Here is a 16479-nt window from a genome sequence, read left to right on the forward strand (position 1 = left end):
CCATGGCCGGGCGTACCTCCCCCGAGGGGGTGCGGCTGCCCGCCGCGGGGGTTGCTCGGCCCTCCCGGCCGCGGGCCGGTGGCCGGCTGAGCGCGCGGTTCCCCGCGCCCCTCAAGGGGCGCGGGGAACCGCGCGTTCGGGGCCGGTCGCCTGGGACGGGGCGCGGCCGTTGCGGGGGTCAGCCGAGGGCGAGCGCCTGGAGGCGGCTGAGGTCGCCGTTGAAGTAGTCCTGGTCACCGGGGAAGGTGCCGGAGTCCGCGTGCTGCCAGAAGGTGTAGTACGTGTAGCCGGCCGGCAGGGTGCCCGCGGTGGAGGCGTACTTGGCGATCCAGAACGGGCTGGTGGTGGCGAACCCGCTGTTGTTGCCGGTGCAGGTCGACCACCAGTCGTAGGTGGAGTAGATCACCGGGTAGACGGTCTCCTTGGCGTGGTACTCGTTCGCGAAGGCGTGGATCCAGCTGACCATGCTCGCCTGGCTCAGGCCGTAGCAGGTCGCGCCGTAGGGGTTGTACTCGATGTCGAGCGCGCCCGGCAGCGTCTTCCCGTCCGCCGACCAGCCGCCGCCGTGCGCGATGAAGTAGTCCGCCTGCGCGGCGCCCCCGGAGGTGTCCGGCGTCGCGAAGTGGTACGACCCGCGGATCATGCCGACGTTGTACGAACCGTTGTACTGCTGGGCGAAGTCGGGGTTGGTGTACGACGTGCTCTCGGTCGCCTTGATGTAGGCGAACTTGCCGCCGTTCGCCCACGCCGTCGCCCAGTTCACGCTGCCCTGGTAGGAGGACACGTCCATGCCGGGGGTCTGGGTGGCCATCGGGGTGACGGTGCCGGCGCCCGCCGCGCCTCTCGCGCTGGAGCCCTCGTGGGCCGCGACCGTGGAGCCCATCCAGTCCAGTTGGGGGTGGGAGATGTGGCCGGCGCTCGGCGCGGTCGCCGCATGGGCCGCGCCGGGGGCGGTGAACGCCAAGGTGAGGAGGGAGACGACCAGACCGGCGAAAACTGCCAGTCGGGTCCGGGCCGAGCCGGTGCCGTGCACGACGGAGAGGACTCCGTGGGACATGCGTGCCTCCAGGAGGGGCAGGTGGGGGACTCGGCATGACCATGGTGTGGTCATGACAGAACTGACGGTACGTTGGGCGCTACGCGCGTGGAAAGAGGCGCCAGGAACCGCCGTTGGTCTACGCCTGCGAAATACTTGACGTGCTGCGGAAACCACCGTGCGTGAAGAAAACTTTCAGCCGTTGAAAGCGGGAACCCTGTGACCCAAGCGAATCGAGCCGCGGGCGAACCCGGCGCCACCGGGGAGACGGACGCGCCCGCGGAGGGCGTGGCGGGCGCGCTGGAGCGCGAGTTGACCGTGCTCTTCCGCCGGGCCCGGGCCTCCTCGGCCGACCTGGCCCGCGCGGTGCACCCCGGCCTGGAGGCGGCGGCCTACGGGCTGCTGGTGCGGCTTGCCGAGGCCGAACCCGAGCGGGCCACGGACCTGGCGGCGTACTTCGGCGTCGGCAAGGCCACGATGAGCCGCCAGCTGCGCGCGATGGAGGAGCTGGGCCTGGTCGCCCGCGAGCCCGACCCCGCCGACGGGCGGGCGTACCTGATGCGGATGACCGAGGAGGGCCGGGAGCGCTTCTCCCGGGTGCGGCGGCTGCGCCGCGAGCGCTACCTCGGGCAGCTCGCCGCCTGGGACCCCGCGGACGTCGCCGAACTCGCCCGCCTGCTGCACCGGCTCAACGACACGCAGTCCGGGTAGGGCCGGCGCCGGGGCGTGGCCGGTACCCGACGGTCACAGCTCCACCAGGACCGCCGTCGCGTCGTCGTGCTGCTTGCCGGCCGGCGGCTGCTCCGTCTCCAGCGCCCGCACCCGGGCGAACAGCCGCTCCGGGCCCGCCTTGCGCAGCAGGGCGAAGGTCCCCGCCCAGTCGTCCACCGCGAAGTGGTCCACCGCCCGGGTGGCGCCGTCGGTGAGCGCGGCCAGCGCCGTGACGTCCGCGCGCGGCAGCCGCCCGGCCACCGCGCGGGCCGCCACCGCCGGGTCGGCCGCGGCGGTGAAGAAACCGCCCTCGACGTTCCGCAGCGGCGCCATCCGCGCCCCCGTCGCGCGCAGCCGGTCGATCCGGTCGTCCAGCACGGCCGACACCACGCCGCTGGTGTTCTCCACCAGCAGGACCGAGTCGGACAGCACCAGGTACTCCAGCTCGGCGTCGTCCCAGCGGGCGGCCACCACCGTGGCCTGCGGCGTCAGCCGGTGAGAAAGATCACAGGTGTCCCGATGCGCCTGCGCGGTCCGGGAGATGGCCTCGGCAAGGCAGCGCGTCAGGTCCGACTCCCGCTGCGCCACCGCGAGTTCGACCAGCGCCCCGCCCAGCCGCGCGGTGAACCACGGCACCGAGTGCACGCAGCCCCCGTTGTCGGGCGGTGGCGTCACGCCGTCCAGCACCACCACCACGCCGCCGTTGCCGGACGCGGGCACCGCCACCGCCGCGAAGTCCTCGTTGGGCACGCCGGCCGTACCGGGCTCGCTCGCTGTCTCGATCCGCATGGCCCCAGTCTCGCAGCTCATCGGTCGCGCGGCTCATTGGTCCGTACCGCGGGGCGCACCGGCTGGGCGCAGGCATCCTGCCGAAGTCGAACCGCATCGGCCAGGGGCTTCGGGACCAGGCCGGATGGTGCCACCCGTGCCGGACTTGTCGGTCAACTCACCTGTGCGATTCACTCGTTCGAGTGTCCGGGAGAGGGACGCCTGGCCCCCCTCCCCACCGGCCTGCGAGGGTCGGAGGGTTTGCACGTATTCCCGGGCACGCCCCGGGGCCCCGCGACTCGTGATTGCGAGCACCGACAGTGCGTGAACGACGTCTTCGACGGCGCGAACGGCGGGTCAGGCAGCGCATGCTCGCCGCCCTGCTCGTCTGTGCGGCCATCGTCCTGGCCGCGGCCGCGCCAGGTGTCGCCCTCGCCGCCGGCGACCTCTCCGCCGCCCAGCACCGCGTCGGCGCCGCCCGGCTCGCCTACCGCGCCACCGCACTGGCGGCCGACCTCGCCGACGAGCGCGACGACCTCGCCGCCTCCCTCGCCGCCGGGCACCCCGCCGCCTCTGCGGCCGACCGGCAGCGCACCGACCGCCAGGTGACCGACGTCGCCGCCGCCGGCGGCATGCCCGCCGACCTGCGCGCCGCGCTCGCCACCCTGCCCACCGTGCGCAGGTCGGCGCTCGCCGCGTCCTCCGCGGCGGCCGCGATCGCCGTCTACCAGCCGCTGGTCGACGCCGTCGACCGCACCGCGGGTCCGGACTCGGCGCCGCTCGGGCGGGCCACCTCGGCCGCCGCCGTGCAGCGCGGCCTGCTCGTGGCCGGACTGACCGCGGGCGGCTCCCAGCGCGCCCTGCTCGCCGACGCGCAGGCCGCCCGCCTCCAGGAGCGGGCCGCCCTCGTCGAGTTCCACGCCACGGCGCCCGCCGGGGTGCGCAACGACTACGACCAGACCGTCACCGGCGCCGACACGGCCGAGGCCGACCACGACCTGGACCGGCTGCTCGGCGGCACCGAACTCACCTCCGGCGACCGGGACCTGGGTACCAAGAAGGTCGCCGCCGCGCTCGACGCCCGGCTCGCCCTGATGCGCGGCGTCGAGTCGTCGGCCGCGTCCGACGAGGCCGCCGGCGCCGCCTCGCACCGCGACCACGAGGTCACCGTGGTCGAACTGCGCGCCGCACTCGCGGCGTTGTGCCTGATCCTGCTGGTCTCCGTGCTGGTCACGCTCTTCCGCACCGTCAACCGCCCGCTGGCCGCCCTGCACCGCTGGTCCCGCGCCGACCCGGAGGGCGGCCAGGGCACCGAGGTGGTCGGCACCGACGAGTTCTCCGCCGTGGCCCGCCGGGTCAACGCCCTGACCTCCGAGTCCCAGGCGCTGCGCGCCCGCGCCAGGGAACTCACCGCCGAGCGCACCGAGGCAGAGGCCGCCCGCACCGCGCTCGCCGCCGACCACCAGGCCGCGCTGCTGGCACGCGCCGAACTCGCCCGCACCCGCGACGACCTGATGCGCTCCCGCGAGGAGATCGCCGAGCGGCTCGGCCGGGCGGTCGCGCGCAACGCCCTCCAGGCCGTCCACGTCAACCTCTCGCTGCGCACCCTCGGCCTGGTCGAGCGCCAACTCACCCTGATCGAGGGGATGGAGGAGCACGAGCAGGAGCCGGAGCGGCTGGCGACGCTGTTCCGCCTCGACCATCTCGCCACCCGGATGCGGCGCAACAGCGAGAACCTGCTGGTGCTCACCGGCACCGAGCACAGCCACGGCGCCACCGCGCGTCCGGTCCCGCTGATCGACGTGGCCCGGGCGGCCATCTCCGAGGTCGAGCGGTACGAACGCGTCCGCATCCTGGCCGTGCCCGAGGCGGAGGTGGCCGGCCGCGCGGCCGACGACGTCAGCCACCTCCTGGCCGAACTGCTCGACAACGCCACCGCGTTCTCCGCGCCCGGCGACGAGGTCCTGCTGAGCGGATGGGTGCAGGAGGGCGGCGGGGTGATGATCGCCGTCGAGGACGCCGGCATCGGGGTCCCGGGCGAACGCGCCGGCGGGCTCAACGCGTTGCTGGCCGACCCCGATCCGGCGCCGCCCGGCGCGGCGGCCGGCATCGGCCTCTACGTGGTGGCCCGGCTGGCCCACCGGCACGGCGTCCGGGTCGAGCTGGGCCCCCGGGCGGGCGGCGGCACCACCGCGATGGCGCTGCTGCCGCGGCTGCTGGTGCCGACGGTCGATCCGCTGTCCCGGGTGCTGCCCGCCCAGCGCGGGACCTCGGCGGAGCCGGTGTACGGCGCGGAGCCGGGCGCCATGACGGCATCCGTGGCCGGGTCCGCGGTGTCCGCCGCCGGGCCGGGGAGCGGGTACGGCACGGACCTCAGCGCCGACTTCGGCGCCGACCTCGCGGCGGAGTTCGGCGCGGACCTCGGCCCGGACTTCGGTGCGGACTTCGGTGCGGGTCTCGAAGTGCCCCTGCCCGCAGCATCGTTGGGCCGCGCACATCAGCCCGCCATGGTGCAGCCCGCGGATGCCCCGCCCGCCGGACCGCTCCCGGCCGAACCCCCGCCGGCCGAACCCCTGCCGCCCGAATCGCGGCTCGCCGAACCGCTCCCCGCCCCGTCCGCGCCGCCGCTGCCCCCGCAGCCCCTGCCCCGGCGCTCGGCGGCCCCGCCACGGGTACGGGTCGAACGCCTGCACGTGACGCCCGCGCAGGTGCCGTCGGCCGGGCTGGCGGACGTGCAAGTGCAGCCACGTACGGCTGAACCCCCGTCAGCGGCCGGGCCCGGTCGGGCCCCCGAAGCTCTGGGCCGGCCGGCGTCCGGACCCGTCCCGGTGGCCGGCGCCGGACCCGCGCCCGAGCCCGTAGCGTCGGCCGAGCACGCGCGTGCCGAGTACGCGCCGCGGCACGCCGTGGCCGCGCCGGCCGGGGACGCCGCCCCCGACGGGCAGCCGCTGCCGCGCCGGGTGCGGCAGGCGACCGGGCTGCGGACCGAGGCGCGCGGCGGCGGGCAGACCCCGCGGCGCACGCAGCCGCTGGACGCGGAGGGGCTGCGCCGCAAGCTCGCCGGGTTGCAGCGCGGCCTGCGGGACGGCCGCAGGGACGCCGAGTTGGAGACCCGGCCGGCCACCGAGCCGGCCGGCGCATCGGCGGCACCGCCCGCCACGGCAGCAAGTCCGGGAGACACCGTCGAGGAGGCGACCCGTTGAACGCGGTCCGCACACACACCAGCACCACCAGCATGTCCGGTACCGGTGGTTCCAGCAGCACTGCCGGCGCCGCCGGCGCCACCAGCACAGAAGCCCGCGCCGGCGGTCCGAGCCACGAGGCCCGCAACCTCCAGTGGCTGCTGGCGAACTTCGTCGACGAGGTGCCCGGCGTCCGGTCGGTCGCCGTGGTCTCCTCCGACGGTCTGCTGCTGCTCAGTTCGCAGCCCGACCCGGTGCCGCCGCACCCGTCGGCGGACCCGTCGCAGGTCAGCGACGTCCGGATGGACCTCGCCGCGGTGGTCTCCGGGCTCGCCTCGCTCACCATGGGCGCGGCCCGGCTGATGGACGGCGGCAAGGTGCGGCAGACCACCGTCGCGATGGACGACGGCATGCTGTTCGTCATGTCGATCAGCGACGGCTCGCTGCTGGGGGTGCACGCCACCGCGGAGTGCGACCTGAGCGTCATCGCCTACCACATGGCGCTCTTCGTGGGCCGGGCCGGCCACGTGCTGACCCCGGCGCTGCGCGGCGAGTTGCGGCAGGCGCTGGAGGGCGGCAGGTGATCGCGGTGTCCCCGGTGGACCGGCCGCCGTTGAGCCCCCGGGTCCGGCGGTCCGCGGCTCCGCCGCCCACCGGGGCCGCCCTTCCCCGGCAGCGCGACAGCGACCGGCGCACCCCCCGGGTACGGCCGTACGCGCTGACCGGCGGCCGCACGGAATGCGGACACGTGCTGCTGGTCGAGACTTTCGTGGCTACGATCGACTGTCCGGACGAACAGCCTGTCCTCACGAGGGGCGGCTGGGCGGAGAAGGTCATGCCGGAGTTGCGCGCGATCGTCGAACTGTGCCGCAGGCTGCGGTCGGTGGCCGAGATCTCCGCGCTGCTGCGGATACCGCTCGGAGTCGTCCGGGTCCTGATCAGCGACCTGGCCGACCAGGGAAGAATTCGCGTGTACGGCACCGGGTACGGTCCCGGCGGCCCCGACCGCGCGCTGCTCGAAAGGGTGCTCAGTGGACTTCGCAGGCTTTGATCAGCGAGAGGGCTTGCGGGACTGGCAGACCACGCGCGACCGTGCGCCGGTCTCCACCAAGATCGTGGTGGCCGGCGGATTCGGTGTGGGGAAGACCACCTTCGTCGGCGCCGTGTCGGAGATCACCCCGTTGACCACCGAGGCCGTCATGACCCAGGCCAGCGAGGCGGTGGACGACCTGGCCTCCACTCCGGAGAAGACCACCACCACGGTCGCCATGGACTTCGGCCGGATCACCCTCGACCGGGACCTGGTGCTCTACGTGTTCGGCACGCCGGGCCAGCAGCGGTTCTGGTTCATGTGGGACGACCTGGTGCGCGGGGCGATAGGAGCGGTGGTGCTCGCCGACACCCGGCGGCTGGCGGACTGCTTCCCGGCGCTGGACTACTTCGAGAGCACCGGCCTGCCCTACACCGTCGCGGTCAACCAGTTCGAGGGTACGGCGGCGTACAGCTCCGACGACGTGCGCGACGCGCTCGCGGTGCCGCACCACATCCCGGTCCTGGTCATCGACGCGCGGGAGCGGCGCTCCGTGGTCGACGCCCTGCTCGCGCTGGTCACCCACGCCATGGCGGAGGAGCCCCTGTGAGCCGGGGCGCCCTGCCCGGGGCAACGGGCGGCGGCGCCAAGGAGGTTGACGTGCGGACGGGTACGGGAGCGCGCCCGCACGTCCGACAGCGAAGAAGCGAGCGAGCCGCCATGCGCAGCATTCTCATCGTCGGAGCCGGTCAGGCCGGGCTCCAACTGGCCCTGGCCCTCCAGGGACGGGGCTACGACGTCACCGTCATGACCAACCGCACCCCGGACGAGATACGCGCCGGACGGGTGCTGTCCACCCAGTGCATGTTCGCCGGCGCGCTGGCCCACGAACGCGCCGCAGGCGTCGACTTCTGGCGGCAACTGGCCCCCGAGATCACCGGGTTGGGCCTGTCGGTGACCGCGCCCGACGGCTCCCGCGCGATCGACTGGCTCGGACGGCTGGACGGCGTCGCGCAGTCGGTCGACCAGCGCGTGAAGATGCCCGGCTGGCTGGAGACGTTCGCCGCGCGCGGCGGCAAGGTGGTGGTGCACGCCGCCGCCGTGTCCGACCTGGACTACTTCTCCCGCGCCTACGACCTGGTGCTGGTCGCCGCGGGCCGGGGCGAGCTGATGTCGATGTTCGGCCGGGACGCGGCCCGTTCGGCCTACGACGCCCCGCAGCGCGCGCTCGCCGTCGCCTACGTGCACGGGCTCGCGCCGCGCCCCGAGCACCCCGGCGTACGGGCGGTGCGCTGCAACCTGGTGCCGGGCATCGGCGAGTTGTTCGTGATGCCCGCGCTGACGACGTCCGGCCCGTGCGACATCCTCTTCTGGGAGGCGGTCCCGGGCGGGCCCGCGGACGTGTTCACGCGCGTCGGGGACCCCGCGGAACACCTGCGGCTCGTCCTGGACCTGATGCGCCGCCATGTCCCCTGGGAGCACGCCCGCACCCGCGGGGTCGAGCTCACCGACCCCGGCGCCGTCCTGTCCGGCCGCCTCGCCCCCACGGTGCGCCGGCCGATCGGCGAACTGCCCTCCGGCGGGCTGGCGTTGGGGATGGCCGACGTCGTGGTCGCCAACGACCCGGTCACCGGCCAGGGAGCGAACAACGCGGCCCGGTGTGCGGCGATCTACCTGGAGCGGATCGTCGCCCGCGGTGACCGGCCCTTCGACCGGGAATGGATGCAGGCCACCTTCGACCGGTACTGGACGGCCGTCGCGCCGGTCACCCGGTGGACCAACGCGATGCTGGCGCCGCCGCCCGAGCACGTCCTCGGCCTGATCGGCGCGGCCGGCGAACTCCAGCCGGTCGCCGACCGGTTCGCCAACGGGTTCGACGACCCCGCCGACTTCGAGGACTGGTTCTACGACCCGGAGCCGGCGCGGCGCTACCTGGAGCGGGTAGGCGCGGCGATGGTCCCGGGCGGGGTCGCCGAACAGGTCTGAGCCGCGGGCTACTTCGTGGGCGTGGCGGTCGTCGTCGGGGTGGCCGGGGCGGTCGGCGCGGTGGGCTTCGCCGGCTTGGCGGGCTTCGTCGGCTTGGTGGTCTCGGCGGGCTTCGCGGCGGACTTCGGGTTCTTGGCGTCCTTGGCCGTCTTCTTCGGCGCCGGGGCCTTCGTCTTCACCCCGATCGGCGTGGGCTGCTCGGCACCCTTCGGGATCGACCTCGGCTGGTACCCGCTCAGCGGTTGCTTGCCGAGGTCGGGGCGGACCGCGCCGAGGATCGGGTTGGCCGCGATCGGCTCGACCCTCACGTACGACCCGGGGCGCGGGGCCTGGATGGTCAGCCCGTCGCCGATGTAGAGCGCGACGTGCGAGGCGCCCTTGAAGTAGATCACCAGGTCGCCCGGGCGCAGCAGGGCCAGCGGCACGTGCGGCAGCTTCGCCCACTGGTCCTCGCTGGTGCGGGGGATGACGGTGCCGGCGTGCGCCCACGCCTGCGAGGTGAGCCCCGAGCAGTCGAACGAGTCCGGCCCCTGCGCCCCCCACACGTACGGCTTGCCGAGCTGGTCGAAGGCGTACCCGATGGCCCGGTCACCGGCCAGCGAGGGGGCGCGCAGCGCGGGGTCGTCGCCCAGCGCCTTGGAGTCCATCAGCTCCTGCTGGGCCTTGTCGGTGTCGGTCTGCTCCAGCTTCTGCAGGGCGGCGATCTGCACGCCGGTCAGCCCGGCGAGCATGCTCTCGACCTGGTCGAGGTGCGCCTGCACGGACTTCTTCTTGGTGCCTGCGACGGTCTGCGCGTGCTCGGCGGTGTCCAGTGCCTTCTGCGCCTGCGTGTTGAGCCGCTTCAGCCTCGTCTCGCCCTTGGTGAGCTGCCCGAGCACGCTCTGCTGCTGCTTGGCCAGCTGCCCGATGACGTGCCGCCCGCCGAAGAAGTCCTGCGGGCTCTGCCCGGAGAGCAGCGACAGGTAGGGCGACATGCCCCCGTTCCGGTACATCTGGGTGGCCATCAGGCCGAGCTGGGCCCGGCTGCCCTCGACCGCGGTCTTCTGCGCGGCGAGCTGCTGGTCGATCTTCCGGGCCCTGGCACGCTGCTGGTCGGCGGTCTCCTTGGCCTTGTTGTACGCCTCGGTGGCCGTCTCGGTCTGCTGGTAGTACGTCTGGAGCCGGGTCAGCAGGGTGGAGAGCGGTACCGGTGGGTCGGCCGGCTGGTGCGGTTGGGCCGCGGCCGACTGCGCGGCCGGCAGCGAGAGCGCCGCCGTGGCGAGCAGGGTGCCGCACACCACGGCCGAGCGGAACCACGTACTGGGCTGACGGGCCACTGACATTCCCTCATCTCCCCATGACCGGTGGGTAACAAGCAGCGTCAGCAGCCAATCATGGATCGTCATATCTTCGACAGAGGGACCGGCCGAATCTCCGCACATCGGTCACTCGCACGGGCGAGGAGAGTCCGTTGGGTCACCGGCGGGTCCGTTCGCTGTCCCCCCGCCATCATGCGGCACCGGAGCCGCGAATCCCCGGTGGCGTTCCGCGCGCCGCCGGACTGCCCGCGACCCTGTGAGCGGGGGCCGCGGGCAGCCGCGCCGTCCCGGGGGCAGCACCGGGGCGGCGGCTCGGGCCCCGGGTCAGCCGAAGTAGCTGTCGAAGTTGTGCGAGAACGCCCAGCCGCTGTAGCCGTCCCAGTTGATCGACCAGGTCATCAGCCCGCGGAGCCCCGGCCAGCTGCCGTGGGTGGTGTACGACCCGCAGTTCGTCTTCTTCGTCAGGCAGTCGAGTGCCTGGTCGACCTGGTCCGGGGCGGTGTAGCCGTTGCCGGCGTTGACGGATGCCGGCAGCCCGATGCCGACCTGCGAGGGGGCGAGCGCCGGGAACATGTTCGCGGTGTTGCCCGCCACCGGGAAGCCGGTGAGCAGCATGTCCGTCATGGCGATGTGGAAGTCCGCGCCGCCCATCGTGTGGTACTGGTTGTCCAGGCCCATGATCGGCCCGGAGTTGTAGTCCTGGACGGTGAGCAGGGTCAGGTCGTCGCGCAGCGCGTAGATCAGCGGCAGGTAGGCCCCGCAGCGCGGGTCCTGGCCGCCGAACGGGCCCGAGCCGTAGTACTGGTAGCCCATCTGCACGAAGAACGTCTCCGGCGCCATGGTGAGCACGAAGCCGGCGCCGTACTTCGCCTTGAGGGACTTGACGGCCGCGATCAGGTTGACGATGGCCGGGGTGGTCGGGTTCTTGAAGTCGGTGTCGCCGGTGTTCAGCGAGAGCGACTGGTTCTCGAAGTCGATGTCGATGCCGTCCAGGCCCCACTGGTCGATGATCGAGCTCACCGAGGAGACGAAGGCGTCGCGGGCGGCGGTGGTGGTGAGCTGGACCTCACCGTTGGCGCCGCCGATGGACAGCAGCACCTTCTTGCCGGCCGCCTGCTTGGCCTTGATCGCGGCCTTGAAGTCGGCGTCGGACTCCACCGAGGGGCACTCGCCGACCGAGCAGCGGGTGAAGTGGATGGACCCGGAGGTGGGGGAGTCGGTCTCGCCGAACGCGAGGTCGATGATGTTCCAGTCGTCCGGGACGTCGGCGAGCTTGGTGTAGCCGGAGCCGTTGGCGAACGTCTCGTGCAGGTAGCCGACCAGCGCGTGGGTGGGCAGCCCCTGAGAGGGCGGCGAGGTCGGCGGGGTGGTGGGTGGCGTGGTCGGCGGGGTGGTGGGCGGCGTCGTCGGGGGAGTGGTGCCGCCGCCGGGGCCCTGGAGCGAGATGTCGTCCGCGAGGTACGAGGGCTGGCCGTACCAGCCGTGCACGTAGATCTTCGCGCTGGTCTGGGTCGCGCCGGTGGTGAAGGACACGCTGAGCGGGGCGTAGCCGCCGCCGGTGCCCGCGGTCCAGGTGGAGGCGCCGCCGTCCACGCCGAGATAGACATAGGAGCCGTTGACCTGTGCGGTCAGCGTGTACGCGGTGTTCGGCGCGACGGTGACGGTCTGGGCGCACTGGCCGGTCGCGGAGGCGGTCGGCGCGCCCTGGAGGGCGTAACTGCCGCTGTGGGCATGGCCGGTGACGGCCTGGGCGCCCGCGTCGCAGGTCCAGCCGGACAGGGTGCCGGTCTCGAAACCGCCGTTGGCCAGGAACTCGCCCGCGCTCGCCGACGGGGCGAGGGCGACCATGCCGCCGACGGCGAGAGCGCCGGCGAGGGCCGTGGCGGCGGCGGTGAGGGTGCGCCTGCGGGCGGTGGAGCGGTTGCCGGGGCGGCCGGCGTGCGGAGCGGACCCGAGCGGGTCGGGCCCCGCGGCGGGCGGGAGGGCGGTGGGCATGGGGGGATGCTCCTTCGGCGAGGAGTGCTCCTGTCACCGGGTAGCAAACAGGTCCAGACCAATCCCGTCAATGGTCCGGACCAAGTTCGGGACGCCCGGCCCCGCCGCTCCCGCGCCACCTCACCGCCGCTTGGACCACGGCCATCGGGGCCGGTTCGGGTGCGGGCTGCCCTCCGGGTCGTACACGAACACCCACCGGGTACCACCGCGGCCGCGCTCCCGGTGGTAGACGTGCACCTTCTCCGGGCCGCCCTCGGGAGCCGGCACCGGCACCCGGTAGTCGAGCGGCGGCTGCCCGGTCAGCCCGACCATGACCTCCAGCACGCGGCCGTCCAGCGGTCCGCCGACGAACTCCGTCTTCTCGTGTCGCACGGAGCAAAGACTCCCACGGTTAGGCTTCCCGGTATGAGCAGCAGCGCGGTGCCCGCCTACCGCCGGATGAGCGTCGAGCAGCGCCGCGAGCAGCTGCTGGCCGCCGCGCTCGACCTCTTCGGGCACCGCCGCCCCGAGGACGTGTCGATCGAGGACGTCGCGGCCGCCGCGGGCGTGTCCCGTCCGCTGGTCTACCGCTACTTCCCCGGCGGCAAGCAGCAGCTCTACGAGGCCGCGGTGCTCGGCGCCGCCGAGGAGCTCACCGGCCGCTTCGCCGTCCCCGCCGAAGGCCCGCCCACCCAGCGCCTCTCCGACGCCCTCGACAGCTACCTCGCCTACGTCGACGCGCACGACGCCGCCTACGGGGCGCTGCTGCGCGGCGGCAGCGTGGTGGGCACCAGCCGCACCGACGCGATCGTCGACGGGGTGCGCCGCAGCGCCGCCGAGCAGGTGCTGCGCCACCTCGGCGTCGCCGAACCCGGCCTGCGGCTCTCCTTGATGGTCCGCTCCTGGATCGCCTCCGTCGAAGCGGTGTCCCTGCTCTGGCTCGACAACGGCAAGCAGCCGCCGCTGCCCGAGCTGCGCGGCTGGCTGGTCGACCACTTCACCGCACTGCTCGTCGCCACCGCCGCGACCGAGCCGGAGGCGGCCGAGGCGGCCGCCCTCGCGCTCTCCCAGGAGACCGACGAGAGCCCGGGCCGGGTGCTGCTGGACCGCATCACCTCGCTCTTCCCGTAGCCCGCGCGTGCCCCATCCGGCGGCCCCATCTGCCTGCCCCGGCCCGCCGGTCCCTCGGGGCCCTGCATGCACGCTTGCCGCCCTGCCGGGCTCGTCCGATCCGGCCCATGCCGAGAACACCCTGCCGCCTTGCCGGCGTCCGCCCGTGCGGAGGGCGCGTACGCCGGACCGGCCCGAGGCGCAGGGTGCGCCGGACCTCGTGGCGGGGGCCGGTTGTCCATCGTCGGCGGGGCGGAGGCACCCAGGACCCGGGGGCCCCGCGGCGGTGACGCTCGCTCGGGAGTTCAGCGCGGGGGCGCCGTCGAGCCCCCGGAGCGCTCCGCGTCGATCTGGGCGTACCGCGCGTCCGCCAGCGCGAAGGCGGTCGGCCGGACGCCGAACGGCCGCTGGAACGGGGCGTTGAGCTGCGCGGCGAGGCAGATCGCGAAGGCCACCGCGGCACCGACGAAGCAGAGCGCGGTGAGATGCCGCGCGGTGACGGTGAGGCCGAGGAGCGCGGGGAAGGCGATGAGGAAGGCGCCGGCGACGAGCATGGCGATCCATGTCGCCGCCGGCATCCGCCCCTTGACCTGCGCCGCCCGGTCGGTGCGGGTCCGGTAGACGGTGTCGAGCGCGCTCTGCGCGGCGATCTTCGCCGCCTGCGGTCCGGCCCCGCTCGCGGGCGCGGTCCGCACCGCCGCGCGGACGGCGTCCAGATCCTGCCAGGCGGTCGGGCTGGTCCCTCCGTGCGACAGCACCGGGAACTCGACGGTCCGCACGTCGTCGGTGTAGGTCCGCAGCAGCGTGCGCACCTTCGCCCGGTCGGCCGGGGCCAGCCCGCCGACCGCCCAGTAGGTGTCGGCCAGCGCCCGCGCCTCGTCGTACGTGCTCGACCGCGCGTCGCTCAGCGCCGACCAGCTCCCCGCCACCTGGAACCCGGTGAGCAGGATGAACGAGCTGAGCAGCACCGCGCCGATCAACGACTGGGCCTGACCGCTGAACTCGCCCGTAGCGGCCCGTTTACCGGTGGCGAGGAACCGCCCGAGCAGGAACGCGAAGCAGCCTCCGCCGATGGTGGCCGGCAGCGAGACGGCATAGGTGGACATGGCACTCCCGGGGTGCGGCGGAACGTGGTCGGCGGGCGGCGCGGAACGCCCCGCCGTCCGGCCGCGAGGGGTGGCGGGCGACGCTCAGCGGTGACGGCGCTCCGCGGCAGGGGTGTTCGGCGACGGGGGCGGAAGAGGCGTGCGGGGACGGGGTGTTCGGGACGCGGCCGCTCAGTGCCGGCGGCTCGCGCCGCGCGGGACGGCCGCCGCGAGGGCGGCGGGAAGCAGGACGGCCACGAGGGAGACCTCCCACCAGCGGTTCCCGGCGTCCCCGGGGCCCGGATCGGGCGGTTCCTGGGACAGCGGGAGGAGGACCTCGGGACTGCGGGCGCGCGGGCTCGCGCTGCCGGCGCCCGGGCGGTGCGCGGGGGCGGGGCGGCCGGAGGAGGGGGGAGGGCCGGCCGACACGGAGACCAGTACCGGGCCGGCGGCGCGCGGGCCCGCGGGGCGGGCGGACGCGGACGCCGACGCGGCCGGAGCCGTGGCGGTCGGTGAGGCGGCGCCCGGCGGCGAGGAAGCGGGCGGCGCGGACGCCGGCGGCGTACCGGGCGGCGGGGCCGGGGCGGTGGAGGGAGCCCCGGGCGAGGCGGGCGCCGAAGTGGCCGGGCCGCCCGGCGTGCTGGAGGGGGACGCCGAGGGCCGGACTCCGCACGGCGCCCCGACGCGGACGACCAGCCCGCCCGCCCCCGAACCCGGCGCGCTCAGCCCGAGCACCTGGGCGACCCGCCCGTCGGTCCCGCAGAGCACCACGAAGACCCCGCAGGGCCCGCCGTCGGGGGCGCATCCGACCAGCACGTCCACCCCGGCGCCGGCCGGGCGGGGCGCTGCCGCCGCCACCCCGGCGCCGGCCACCGCGAGCAGGCCGAGGGCCCCCGCGAGCGGAAGCGCCCGGGCCAGCACGTGCTTCCACCGTCGCCCGGTGCGGGCCCGCACCGGCTCAGCGGGCACCGCGCGAACCCGCCGCCCCGGTACGGCACGTGGCCGGAGTACCGTTTTCCGATTTCACGGCTATTACGGTAAATGGGCCACAAGGGCGGTGTCGGGGAAACGACCGTGATGGCAGGAAAAAGCCGCCGTGAACCGTGCGTTCGCGGGGCGCGGCGCCCGAACTGTTCGACCCGGTACGGCGTGTCCCGCCGCCTGTCGAACACCAGCCCGTCCCGTGGCCGGAGAGCGGTACGCCGCCGGGCCCGATCGCCTGCGGTCGGGGCGAGTTCAGGCCGCCCCGGGCCGAACGCCGAGCGGGCCCGCGGGGGTTCGCGCGCGCCTACAGCAGCCCCGACGCCCGCCACAGCGGCATCGACGGCCCCTTGAGCAGTCCGATCTCGTCGAAGAAGTCCATCAGCCGCTTCGCCGAGTGCCGCATGATGTCCCGCCGGTGGCCGCTGGCGCGTACCGCGGCGACCGCCTCGGCCGGGTCGAGCCCGACCGCCGAGTAGACCCCGGGGCTGATCAGCGAGCGGGCGATGACCCGGGCGGCCTCGGCGGAGGTGGTGCGGGTCAGCGCGACCTCCCAGCGCGGCGCCGTGGTCATCTGGCGGCGCAACTCCTCGCGGGCGTACCGGATGTGCCGGGCCTCCTCGACGACGTGGATCCGGGTCACGCCGCGCACGAACGGCTGGACGCGCTCGTCGGGGAAGGTGAGCCGCTGCATCCAGTCCAGGATCTCCTCGGCGAGCAGCGTGCCGGTGAACGAACCCGGCGTGGTGGACGCGGTCTTGAGCACCCGTCCGAGCGCGCGGTCCTTGCGCGCGGGACCGTAGGTGGGCGTGCCGAACTTGGTGACCGCGCGGGCGAACATCTTGGAGTGCCGGCACTCGTCGGCTATCTCGGTCAGGGCATAGCGGACGTGCGCGCTGGTCGGGTCGAGGTCGTAGGTGTGGCGCAGCAGGAGTTGCATGAGGATCGTCTCGAACCAGACGCCCGAGGCGCACAGCGAGGACGCCTCGTGGCGGGACAGGGCGATCCGCTGCTCCTCCGTCATCCGCCGCCACAGCGGGGTGTCGTAGAGCGAGACGAGCTCGGGCGGCCAGAACCAGGCGCCGTCGTCGAAAGGCGCGTCCCAGTCCAGTTCGGTGTCGGGGTCGAAGGAGTGCTTCGCCGACGCCGACAGCAGCCGCTCAGCCGTCCTCTCCCGGTCGATCAGGGTTGCGTCCATGGGTGAACCGGCCTCCGCTGCATGAGGGTTACCTGGGGTACGGTTCTTATGAGACTCTGTGTCAACAAGCCCGTCAACCCCTTGCGCGGCAATGGCCGCGGAACCGCGCGGGTCGGGCGG

Annotated in this window: 15 protein-coding genes; 7 read left to right on the top strand and 8 right to left on the bottom strand. The window is 74.3% G+C overall.

Annotated elements, in window-relative coordinates:
* Positions 1–178: 178 nt before the first annotated feature.
* The gene (locus C4U44_RS05575) at positions 179–1057 is read right to left on the bottom strand and encodes a lysozyme (RefSeq protein ID WP_103884468.1); all 879 of its coding nucleotides are present in this window, start codon (positions 1055–1057) and stop codon (positions 179–181) included.
* A 198-nt stretch (positions 1058–1255) separates the two neighbouring features.
* On the opposite strand from C4U44_RS05575, the gene C4U44_RS05580 reads away from it, so the two are divergent.
* Positions 1256–1747, top strand: coding sequence for a MarR family winged helix-turn-helix transcriptional regulator (locus C4U44_RS05580; RefSeq protein WP_103884469.1), 492 nt, complete (start codon positions 1256–1258; stop codon positions 1745–1747).
* 33 nt (positions 1748–1780) lie between these two features.
* Here the strand turns inward: C4U44_RS05580 and C4U44_RS05585 are convergent, their stop codons facing one another.
* The gene (locus C4U44_RS05585) at positions 1781–2536 is read right to left on the bottom strand and encodes a protein phosphatase 2C domain-containing protein (RefSeq protein WP_103884470.1); all 756 of its coding nucleotides are present in this window, start codon (positions 2534–2536) and stop codon (positions 1781–1783) included.
* A 347-nt stretch (positions 2537–2883) separates the two neighbouring features.
* On the opposite strand from C4U44_RS05585, the gene C4U44_RS05590 reads away from it, so the two are divergent.
* The 5 genes from C4U44_RS05590 (at position 2884) to C4U44_RS05610 (ending at position 8713) form a co-directional block, all read left to right on the top strand.
* Positions 2884–5718, top strand: a complete 2835-nt coding sequence (locus C4U44_RS05590; RefSeq protein WP_103884471.1) for a sensor histidine kinase — start codon at positions 2884–2886, stop codon at positions 5716–5718.
* Between the two features lie 32 nt (positions 5719–5750).
* Positions 5751–6281, top strand: a complete 531-nt coding sequence (locus C4U44_RS05595) for a roadblock/LC7 domain-containing protein (protein ID WP_103884770.1) — start codon at positions 5751–5753, stop codon at positions 6279–6281.
* A 5-nt stretch (positions 6282–6286) separates the two neighbouring features.
* Positions 6287–6748: a DUF742 domain-containing protein gene (locus C4U44_RS05600; protein WP_407642795.1), complete on the top strand. Its 462-nt coding sequence runs from the start codon at positions 6287–6289 to the stop codon at positions 6746–6748.
* Entirely contained in the window at positions 6729–7337 is a 609-nt protein-coding gene (locus C4U44_RS05605; protein WP_103884472.1) for a GTP-binding protein, read from the top strand. Before C4U44_RS05600 ends, C4U44_RS05605 begins: the two co-directional genes overlap by 20 nt.
* A gap of 110 nt (positions 7338–7447) precedes the next feature.
* Positions 7448–8713, top strand: coding sequence for a styrene monooxygenase/indole monooxygenase family protein (locus tag C4U44_RS05610; protein ID WP_103884473.1), 1266 nt, complete (start codon positions 7448–7450; stop codon positions 8711–8713).
* Between the two features lie 8 nt (positions 8714–8721).
* On the opposite strand, the gene C4U44_RS05615 is transcribed toward C4U44_RS05610, so the two are convergent.
* The 3 genes from C4U44_RS05615 to C4U44_RS05625 all read right to left on the bottom strand — a co-directional run bounded on the left by C4U44_RS05615 (position 8722) and on the right by C4U44_RS05625 (position 12378).
* On the bottom strand, positions 8722–10035 hold the full coding sequence (locus C4U44_RS05615) for a C40 family peptidase (RefSeq protein ID WP_103884474.1): 1314 nt from the start codon (positions 10033–10035) through the stop codon (positions 8722–8724).
* A 300-nt stretch (positions 10036–10335) separates the two neighbouring features.
* Positions 10336–12006 (bottom strand): chitinase, encoded by a 1671-nt coding sequence (locus C4U44_RS05620; protein WP_103884475.1) that lies wholly within the window; start codon positions 12004–12006, stop codon positions 10336–10338.
* 120 nt (positions 12007–12126) lie between these two features.
* On the bottom strand, positions 12127–12378 hold the full coding sequence (locus tag C4U44_RS05625; RefSeq protein ID WP_103884476.1) for a hypothetical protein: 252 nt from the start codon (positions 12376–12378) through the stop codon (positions 12127–12129).
* A gap of 33 nt (positions 12379–12411) precedes the next feature.
* Between C4U44_RS05625 and C4U44_RS05630 the strand changes: the two genes are divergently transcribed.
* Positions 12412–13116 (top strand): TetR/AcrR family transcriptional regulator, encoded by a 705-nt coding sequence (locus tag C4U44_RS05630; RefSeq protein ID WP_103884477.1) that lies wholly within the window; start codon positions 12412–12414, stop codon positions 13114–13116.
* A gap of 284 nt (positions 13117–13400) precedes the next feature.
* Here the strand turns inward: C4U44_RS05630 and C4U44_RS05635 are convergent, their stop codons facing one another.
* The 3 genes from C4U44_RS05635 to C4U44_RS05645 form a co-directional block, all read right to left on the bottom strand.
* A complete protein-coding gene (locus tag C4U44_RS05635; RefSeq protein ID WP_103884478.1) occupies positions 13401–14201 on the bottom strand; it encodes a bestrophin-like domain in 801 nt (266 codons plus the stop codon).
* 171 nt (positions 14202–14372) lie between these two features.
* Positions 14373–15149, bottom strand: coding sequence for a hypothetical protein (locus C4U44_RS05640; protein WP_146088203.1), 777 nt, complete (start codon positions 15147–15149; stop codon positions 14373–14375).
* 319 nt (positions 15150–15468) lie between these two features.
* Positions 15469–16359 carry an AurF N-oxygenase family protein gene (locus tag C4U44_RS05645; RefSeq protein ID WP_103884480.1) on the bottom strand — a complete coding sequence of 297 codons (891 nt, stop codon included), beginning with the start codon at positions 16357–16359 and terminating at the stop codon, positions 15469–15471.
* Positions 16360–16479: the final 120 nt, after the last annotated feature.

Origin of the sequence: Actinacidiphila yanglinensis, from assembly GCF_900107965.1 — a bacterium.
GTDB classification, from domain to species: domain Bacteria; phylum Actinomycetota; class Actinomycetes; order Streptomycetales; family Streptomycetaceae; genus Actinacidiphila; species Actinacidiphila yanglinensis.

Excerpts from the sequence above, each read along its gene's own strand:
- C4U44_RS05575 (WP_103884468.1), bottom strand. The coding sequence starts at position 1,057 with ATGTCCCACGGAGTCCTCTCCGTCGTGCACGGCACCGGCTCGGCCCGG.
- C4U44_RS05585 (WP_103884470.1), bottom strand. The coding sequence starts at position 2,536 with ATGCGGATCGAGACAGCGAGCGAGCCCGGTACGGCCGGCGTGCCCAAC.
- C4U44_RS05590 (WP_103884471.1), top strand. The coding sequence starts at position 2,884 with ATGCTCGCCGCCCTGCTCGTCTGTGCGGCCATCGTCCTGGCCGCGGCC.
- C4U44_RS05595 (WP_103884770.1), top strand. The coding sequence starts at position 5,751 with ATGTCCGGTACCGGTGGTTCCAGCAGCACTGCCGGCGCCGCCGGCGCC.
- C4U44_RS05610 (WP_103884473.1), top strand. The coding sequence starts at position 7,448 with ATGCGCAGCATTCTCATCGTCGGAGCCGGTCAGGCCGGGCTCCAACTG.
- C4U44_RS05615 (WP_103884474.1), bottom strand. The coding sequence starts at position 10,035 with ATGTCAGTGGCCCGTCAGCCCAGTACGTGGTTCCGCTCGGCCGTGGTG.
- C4U44_RS05620 (WP_103884475.1), bottom strand. The coding sequence starts at position 12,006 with ATGCCCACCGCCCTCCCGCCCGCCGCGGGGCCCGACCCGCTCGGGTCC.
- C4U44_RS05630 (WP_103884477.1), top strand. The coding sequence starts at position 12,412 with ATGAGCAGCAGCGCGGTGCCCGCCTACCGCCGGATGAGCGTCGAGCAG.
- C4U44_RS05635 (WP_103884478.1), bottom strand. The coding sequence starts at position 14,201 with ATGTCCACCTATGCCGTCTCGCTGCCGGCCACCATCGGCGGAGGCTGC.
- C4U44_RS05645 (WP_103884480.1), bottom strand. The coding sequence starts at position 16,359 with ATGGACGCAACCCTGATCGACCGGGAGAGGACGGCTGAGCGGCTGCTG.